Annotated in this window: 5 protein-coding genes, 9 tRNA genes and 2 rRNA genes; all 16 read right to left on the reverse strand. The window is 46.6% G+C overall.

Annotated features, from left to right (window positions below):
• Positions 1-26 precede the first annotated feature (26 nt).
• Entirely contained in the window at positions 27-2,111 is a 2,085-nt protein-coding gene (locus J2T16_RS24060; protein ID WP_499019404.1) for a SpoIID/LytB domain-containing protein, read from the reverse strand.
• Between the two features lie 113 nt (positions 2,112-2,224).
• The gene (gene ruvB / locus J2T16_RS24065; RefSeq protein ID WP_154887474.1) at positions 2,225-3,235 is read right to left on the reverse strand and encodes a Holliday junction branch migration DNA helicase RuvB; all 1,011 of its coding nucleotides are present in this window, start codon (positions 3,233-3,235) and stop codon (positions 2,225-2,227) included.
• A gap of 61 nt (positions 3,236-3,296) precedes the next feature.
• A complete protein-coding gene (gene ruvA / locus J2T16_RS24070; protein ID WP_499019405.1) occupies positions 3,297-3,911 on the reverse strand; it encodes a Holliday junction branch migration protein RuvA in 615 nt (204 codons plus the stop codon).
• Positions 3,908-4,411 carry a crossover junction endodeoxyribonuclease RuvC gene (gene ruvC / locus J2T16_RS24075; RefSeq protein WP_090915614.1) on the reverse strand — a complete coding sequence of 168 codons (504 nt, stop codon included), beginning with the start codon at positions 4,409-4,411 and terminating at the stop codon, positions 3,908-3,910. Before ruvC ends, ruvA begins: the two co-directional genes overlap by 4 nt.
• Before the next feature lie 288 nt (positions 4,412-4,699).
• On the reverse strand, positions 4,700-5,326 hold the full coding sequence (locus J2T16_RS24080) for a BofC C-terminal domain-containing protein (protein ID WP_221787415.1): 627 nt from the start codon (positions 5,324-5,326) through the stop codon (positions 4,700-4,702).
• A 264-nt stretch (positions 5,327-5,590) separates the two neighbouring features.
• Positions 5,591-5,664: transfer RNA gene (locus tag J2T16_RS24085), tRNA-Pro, on the reverse strand.
• 7 nt (positions 5,665-5,671) lie between these two features.
• Positions 5,672-5,750: transfer RNA gene (locus J2T16_RS24090), tRNA-Leu, on the reverse strand.
• Between the two features lie 15 nt (positions 5,751-5,765).
• Positions 5,766-5,842, reverse strand: a tRNA-Arg gene (locus J2T16_RS24095).
• A 7-nt stretch (positions 5,843-5,849) separates the two neighbouring features.
• Positions 5,850-5,924, reverse strand: a tRNA-Gly gene (locus tag J2T16_RS24100).
• Between the two features lie 18 nt (positions 5,925-5,942).
• Positions 5,943-6,020: transfer RNA gene (locus J2T16_RS24105), tRNA-Asp, on the reverse strand.
• Positions 6,021-6,048: 28 nt separating this feature from the next.
• Positions 6,049-6,122, reverse strand: a tRNA-Met gene (locus J2T16_RS24110).
• 17 nt (positions 6,123-6,139) lie between these two features.
• Positions 6,140-6,215 (reverse strand) — tRNA-Val (locus J2T16_RS24115).
• A 123-nt stretch (positions 6,216-6,338) separates the two neighbouring features.
• Positions 6,339-6,410: transfer RNA gene (locus J2T16_RS24120), tRNA-Glu, on the reverse strand.
• 4 nt (positions 6,411-6,414) lie between these two features.
• Positions 6,415-6,490, reverse strand: a tRNA-Asn gene (locus J2T16_RS24125).
• Between the two features lie 84 nt (positions 6,491-6,574).
• A 5S ribosomal RNA gene (rrf, locus tag J2T16_RS24130) occupies positions 6,575-6,691 on the reverse strand.
• Positions 6,692-6,830: 139 nt separating this feature from the next.
• Positions 6,831-6,914: ribosomal RNA gene (locus J2T16_RS24135) — 23S ribosomal RNA — on the reverse strand; the annotation flags it as partial.

A 6,914-nucleotide genomic window follows, 5' to 3' on the forward strand; every position in this document is an offset into this window, starting at 1 on the left:
TTCTTATTCCTTACCATCATTATCTTTTATTCCTTAACAATAGTTGCGTTTTGATAATAGTGTTTCAATATCGTCTGGTAATCATACCCTTCGTCAGCCATACCCTTGGCACCCCATTGAGATAAGCCAAGTCCATGTCCATTCCCTTGACCAATAAACATAAAGGTCTGGCCTTGTGTCACGGCTCTCGCTTGACCATCTGCACTCATCACAACAAGTGCGTTGCTGGATGAGGTGCCTGTGCCTGAGGCAGACAATATTGAAGCGCCCTGTGATCCGGTTTTGCTGACTTTTTGACCGTCAGCGCCTAATACAGTATAACTTCCGGTCCCTGCAATATCAAATAAAGTGCTTGGTAATCCGCCGAGTGCAGAGCGATACGTATCCGCATATTTAACAGTCAACGGTTGCCCGTTGGCCGTAACTTCCAGTGCTCGTCCGGAAGGTCCTCGCTTGGTTACTTCCAACGTTGAAATGGAAGCTGGGGCGGCTACAGTTGTCTTACCTTGCAATGTCTTGACCAGTTGTGCCGAAGTAAACGGCCCTCTCACCCATGCATAATCATTGGATTGAGCCACTTTTGCCAATACAACAACTTCCGTTCCAGGATTGATTTTGGCAACTGGCTCAACATTGGATTGAATGAGCGGGATCGGTCTAAGATTTGTATTTTGAGCCGTTACGGTTGCTTTGGAAAGTCCAGCATCCGTCTTCGTTGTTAATTCTTTTACATTGTCCTCACGAATATATCCGCTCACACCTGAACTCATCAGCACATGATACCATGTATGCAGTCCAGCCTGCGCAGACAGATCGCCACGACTGTCCACATTTGTAAATACGCCTGCCCCACCGTTCCACACTTCAGAAGGATGAGCCGTTTGCCCTCCAGCATTAGATGAAAATACAGCTTCTACAATTTTGCCTTCGCTTTTGAGCACTTCTCCAGCCGTTGCATCCACCGCACTCGTTACTTTGTCGTTCTCAGAGTTCATTCCATTGTATGCCTGACTCAGTGTGGTATCCACAACATTGGCGATCTTGAAACGCTCGCCCTGCTGGAGCGCATAGGAACGGGCAGCCACCGCCTGCACTTTAAGTGCTTCCGTTGGCCAAGAAGAATACACTTCTGCGCCAACAACCGAGTACAAGTACTGTTCCAGTGGCACGACGTTAACTAAAGCTAGATCCCCATTAACGATGCTGATCTCCATATCTCCGCGATATGTACGCTGGGAGCGCTCTACAACTTTTATACCGTTGCCACTTCCTTGTATCATTACCTTGGAGTCATTGCCTGCAATCGTGTAATGTGGGGCCGTTTTAAAGGCATCCATACTCAATCCTGCGTCCTGACGAATAATCAAACCTGGACTGTTACCTACAGGAGAGAGGCTAATGCCAGATACACTGGATTCTACACGTTGCTTCAACGTAGATAACTCCGTCGCAGATATCGCTTCACCGACCCATACGGTATAGGTTTGATTGCTTCCATCTAGTTGCAATACAGGATAAGCTGTAAATCCCGCTGCAAGCAAACTTGACTGTGCTGCTTCTGCTTCCTGAAGAGAAGTGTAGTTCCCCGAAGACAGACGTTCGCTTCCGGTTACAACCGGTTTCTGTCCCGCTAATTGAGTCGCAGCTGTCTTTTGAACCCGAGCAACGGCTTGTCCTGCAAGTGCTGCTGTACCGTAATTGCCGGTGTATAGCTGATGCAGTATTTTTCCATTAAATGTCACCGTATACAGCAAAGGTTTATCAGCCGTAGCCTGAAGCAATTTTGCTGCCGCTGCGGCTGTTGTGAAATCAGCAGTCTCCAATACTTTTACGCGGAATCCATCCGCACTAAAACGGGTTTGCCCCGATGGAAGAGTCACATTGGTACCACCACCAGACTGAATACTCCATGAACCTGCTGATTCAAGTGTAATTAGAGGTGTTGTTGATTTATATGTGCTCCCTAAATTCGCAAACATAGCTACTCGAATCAATTGCTCATTATCACCAGCCGCATAAGCTGGCACATGCAAGCACCCTACTGTCAACAGAGCAGCCGCCAGTACCTTCAATCGACGACTCCACTTCTTCGTGCGTATTGCTTTTCCCACAATCAGGCTCCTCTCCATACATGTTCTTCACTTTATATCGGTCAGTTTTCACGGGAATTTCAACTTCCTGTTTAATATCTGTTTTCGCATAGACGACGTGCAAAAGCCGAGTCTTACTTACCGTCTCTTGGCGGAACAGGCAAACCAAGATGATGATAGGCTAGATCAGTAACTACACGCCCCCTTGGCGTACGCTGAATCATACCGATCTGCAGCAGATAAGGTTCATACACATCCTCAATCGTCTGAGATTCTTCCCCAATTGTAGCCGCTATCGTATCCAGTCCAACAGGACCTCCCCGGAAGCTGTTAATCATAGACTTGAGCATCTTGTGGTCGATATCGTCTAACCCACGAGGATCAATCTGCAGGCGTTGCAACGCCTCTTCTGCCAGGGCTTGTGTAATAATGCCATCACCGCGTACTTGTGCAAAATCACGTACTCTTTTTAATAATCGGTTTGCAATCCGCGGTGTCCCTCGTGAACGCAAAGCAATCTCCTCCGCAGCATCCCCAACAATCTCTACACCCAGAATATCAGTGGATCGTGAAACGATATACGCAAGTTCATCAACCGTATAGAACTCCAAACGACTAATCACACCAAAACGGTCTCGAAGCGGAGCTGACAAAAGTCCTGCGCGTGTCGTAGCTCCTATTAACGTAAATGGAGGCAGGTCCAAGCGAACAGAACGTGCACTTGGCCCTTTGCCGATCATAATATCCAGAGCAGAATCCTCCATCGCCGGATACATCACCTCTTCAACGGTACGATGAAGTCGATGGATCTCGTCAATGAATAACACGTCTCCCTCTTGCAAATTCGTCAGCAGCGCTGCCAGATCACCTGGACGTTCAATTGCAGGGCCTGAAGTGGTTCTCAAGTTTACGCCAAGTTCATTTGCAATAATATTAGCGAGTGTTGTTTTACCTAGACCCGGAGGTCCGTATAACAGCACATGATCCAATGCTTCATTCCGCAATTTAGCGGCTTCAATATATATTTTAAGATTTTCCTTCACCTGATTCTGCCCGATGTATTCATTTAGATATCGGGGACGAAGGCTTAATTCGACGTTCTGATCTTCCATCATCAGGTTAGCGGATATAATCCGTTCATCCATGTTCTTCCCACCCTTTTCTTGCAGGTTACAACTCTAGTACGACGATACAAATGAATATAAATTAACCCGTAAATAACATTTGCAGTGCCCGTTTCATCAACACATCTACAGAATCTGCGGTCGTCACATCTTTTTTCAGCTTGAGCCATACTTTGTCCAGTTCACTATCCGTATATCCAAGCGCCTTCAGACCTTCACGCGCCTCATCCCATGAGGACCCACTTCCAACCTCCTCGGATGGTGGTGCAAAGAGACCCGTTTCATAGGCTGCTGTACCAAAACCATCCAATTTGTCCTTCAAGTCCAGAATCATACGTTGCGCTGTTTTTTTTCCGATACCTGGTAGTTTCGTCAAGAATGTCAGATTCTCCTGATAAATGGCTGTAACCACATGATCAGGTGTGCCACCGGCAAGAATACCTAACGCCACTTTTGGCCCAATTCCAGATACTTCAATCAATTTACGGAACAAACGCTGTTCCTCTCTCGTCACAAATCCAAATAACAGCATCGCATCTTCACGCACATGATGATGGGTGTACACGATGATCTCGCCTTCCTGCTTGGCAAACGCATAGGGGTTCGGACAGAACACACGATAACCCACCCCATGCACATCTATAACAATATAATCACTCTCGACATGTATGAACTGTCCTCTTAGAAAATCAATCATTTTCGCAGTACCTCATTCAACTTGGAATTTAATGTATAAGAATGTGCATGACAAACAGCAACAGCCAGCGCATCTGCAACGTCATCGGGTTTAGGCACAACCTGCAGACGAAGGAACATTTTGACCATCTCCTGCACTTGTTTCTTCTCCGCCTTGCCATAGCCTACAATCGCCTGTTTGATCTGCATCGGGGTATATTCCGCAATAGGCAGACCTTTCTGAGCAGCAGCAAGAATCATGACCCCTCGGGCCTGGCTGACAGACATCGCTGTTGTTACGTTACGGTTAAAAAAGAGTTTCTCCAGTGCGACCGCATCTGGCTTATACTTATCAATCAGTTGCACCATGCCTTCATATACGTGAAGAAGCCGATCCTCATCTGGTGTATGTGCCTCCGTCTGAATACATCCATATTGTACGGGCACAACCTTGTTCCCGATTTTATCTACAAAACCAAACCCCACAATCGCAATACCCGGGTCAATTCCCAAAAAACGCAAAACCATCTCTCCCTTACAAAAGCGAACATATGTATCGTTCATTTCATTATAACAAAAGATAGGCCTTGCGGCAGGAAAAACTTTGTCTATGCCAAAGCCTATCGTAATTCGTGACTTTTCTTCAAAATTTTCATTTTTATAGAAGAGTTAACTTATAAAAACGACAAAAAGGACATCCGCACGATGTCCTTCCGTAGCCATCTCTTCTATCCACTTATCTTCATACACGTTTCCCGAAGGTAACTCTACACCTTTGACTTAAAGGTTGTATTCCTTATACGGGTTGGCTTATCCGCCATTCCGAAGTAAATGATGCGTTTCATCCACAGCAAAGTCACTAAACGTCGAAATTACACTGTCATATTCATCTTTATCCTGTATTCGGATGCCTTCTTGCAATTGCTCCAGCACTCCTTCAGGCAATGAACTTTCCAATGTACCTACATCGAGTTGAAAAAACGTACGAATAACATTCTCTTCAGCGGGTTTGCCCTCATACAGATTGAGATGACCTGTAGCATCGATACTGATGTAGGCTTCTTGTTTACAAACAGGTGAAAGATCATCCACGCTTTGATTCAAATGTAACGTATCCGAGGAAGTAACCTTCGCTTCCCACTCTGGATGTTGAGCAAGCAGCATTTTTAATTGAGGGATATCCATTCTCCCCAGCTGTTCAGTTTCAACACCACAAATATATTTGGTTTGTAAAACAACACGTATTAATTGGTCTGCACCCGTTTCAAGTTGCTCTACAATCACCTGAATCTCATGTGCCGATCGTTGATCCTGTTTAACTGGGCCCATAACATTTACGGCTTCACCAAAATCGGTCGTTAGTAAACGCTCAACTGCTGCTGATATAGATAAACCACGGTACGCTAATATTGTAACCGCACATATAGCGGCAACCATCCACAAGGTTCGTTTCCATCGTCGCCAGCGTCTCTTTAATTGTTTTCGTAAGGTGAACCTGTTCACATAAACCCCTTCAATCACTTTTTTAAACCTATTGTGACCTAATGGAGAAACCTTTATGCAAACCCACCTCTTTAAACTCTTGAAAGCCTTGACCTTGACAAGTTGCGGTAATCGAGAGATCAAGAGATCCAAATTTATGAAGTGAATATCTATTAAAATCAAAAAATCACCATCTGATTAGATAGTGATTTTTAGAAATCGGGATGACACGATTTGAACATGCGACCCCCTGGTCCCAAACCAGGTGCTCTACCAAGCTGAGCTACATCCCGTTATATATACCGGCGAGAGGACTCGAACCTCCACGGTTTCCCACTCGATTTTGAGTCGAGCGCGTCTGCCATTCCGCCACGCCGGCAAACTATGAAAATAATGGCGCGCCCTGAGAGATTCGAACTCCCGGCCTTTTGATTCGTAGTCAAACGCTCTATCCAGCTGAGCTAAGGGCGCAAAATATTGGAGCGGAAGACGGGAATCGAACCCGCGACCCTCGCCTTGGCAAGGCGATGCTCTACCGCTGAGCCACTTCCGCATGATAAAAATGTAAATATGGCGGAACCGACGGGATTCGAACCCGCGATCTCCTGCGTGACAGGCAGGCATGTTAGGCCAACTACACCACGGTTCCAGATCACTTTCGGTTAGGAAAGCTACAATTGCGGGGGCAGGATTTGAACCTGCGGCCTTCGGGTTATGAGCCCGACGAGCTACCGGGCTGCTCCACCCCGCGTCATTAGAAAACATATATGGTGGAGGCTGAGGGGATCGAACCCCCGACCCTCTGCTTGTAAGGCAGATGCTCTCCCAGCTGAGCTAAGCCTCCATAATATGACCCGTAAGGGATACTCTCACTTCGTTCGAGACTGCGAAGCAGTTCCTATCGATGCTAATCCTCCGACGAACCTTTGGGATTCTCATCCCACTCTTTAGTTATTAAAAATAACTATGACCCGTAGGGGATTCGAACCCCTGTTACCTCCGTGAAAGGGAGGTGTCTTAACCCCTTGACCAACGGGCCTTAATGGCTCCCCGAACAGGACTCGAACCTGTGACAACTCGATTAACAGTCGAGTGCTCTACCAACTGAGCTATCAGGGAATAATATGCATTTGGGCTGCAAATGCAACTCATCGTACAACGTTTACATGCAGAGCCTGTTTTTTATGTAAGATGAAAAAGTTCGCTTGGCGGCGTCCTACTCTCCCAGGACCCTGCGGTCCAAGTACCATCGGCGCTAGAGGGCTTAACGGTCGTGTTCGGGATGGGTACGTGTGGAACCCCTCCGCCATCGCCACCAAACGAGCATTTGTGAAACAAATGCATTCGCGTTCCATTCGGTCCATCACAGCGGTGTGGATGAATGGTTCAGCGCATATTCAGAGTGTTGTTCTCTGAAAACTAGATTCGAAACGAAACGTACGCGATTTAAAACTTGCTATTGGATAAGCCCTCGACCGATTAGTACTGGTCAGCTCCATGCATTGCTGCACTTCCACCCCCAGCCTATCTACCTCGTCGTCTT

The organism is Paenibacillus intestini (assembly GCF_030803945.1).
Classification (GTDB): Bacteria; Bacillota; Bacilli; order Paenibacillales; family Paenibacillaceae; genus Paenibacillus; species Paenibacillus polysaccharolyticus.

What these genes read in the sequence shown, in the direction of transcription:
- ruvB (WP_154887474.1), bottom strand. Translation starts at nt 3,235, where the DNA reads ATGGATGAACGGATTATATCCGCTAACCTGATGATGGAAGATCAGAAC.
- ruvA (WP_499019405.1), bottom strand. Translation starts at nt 3,911, where the DNA reads ATGATTGATTTTCTAAGAGGACAGTTCATACATGTCGAGAGTGATTAT.
- J2T16_RS24080 (WP_221787415.1), bottom strand. Translation starts at nt 5,326, where the DNA reads ATGGTTGCCGCTATATGTGCGGTTACAATATTAGCGTACCGTGGTTTA.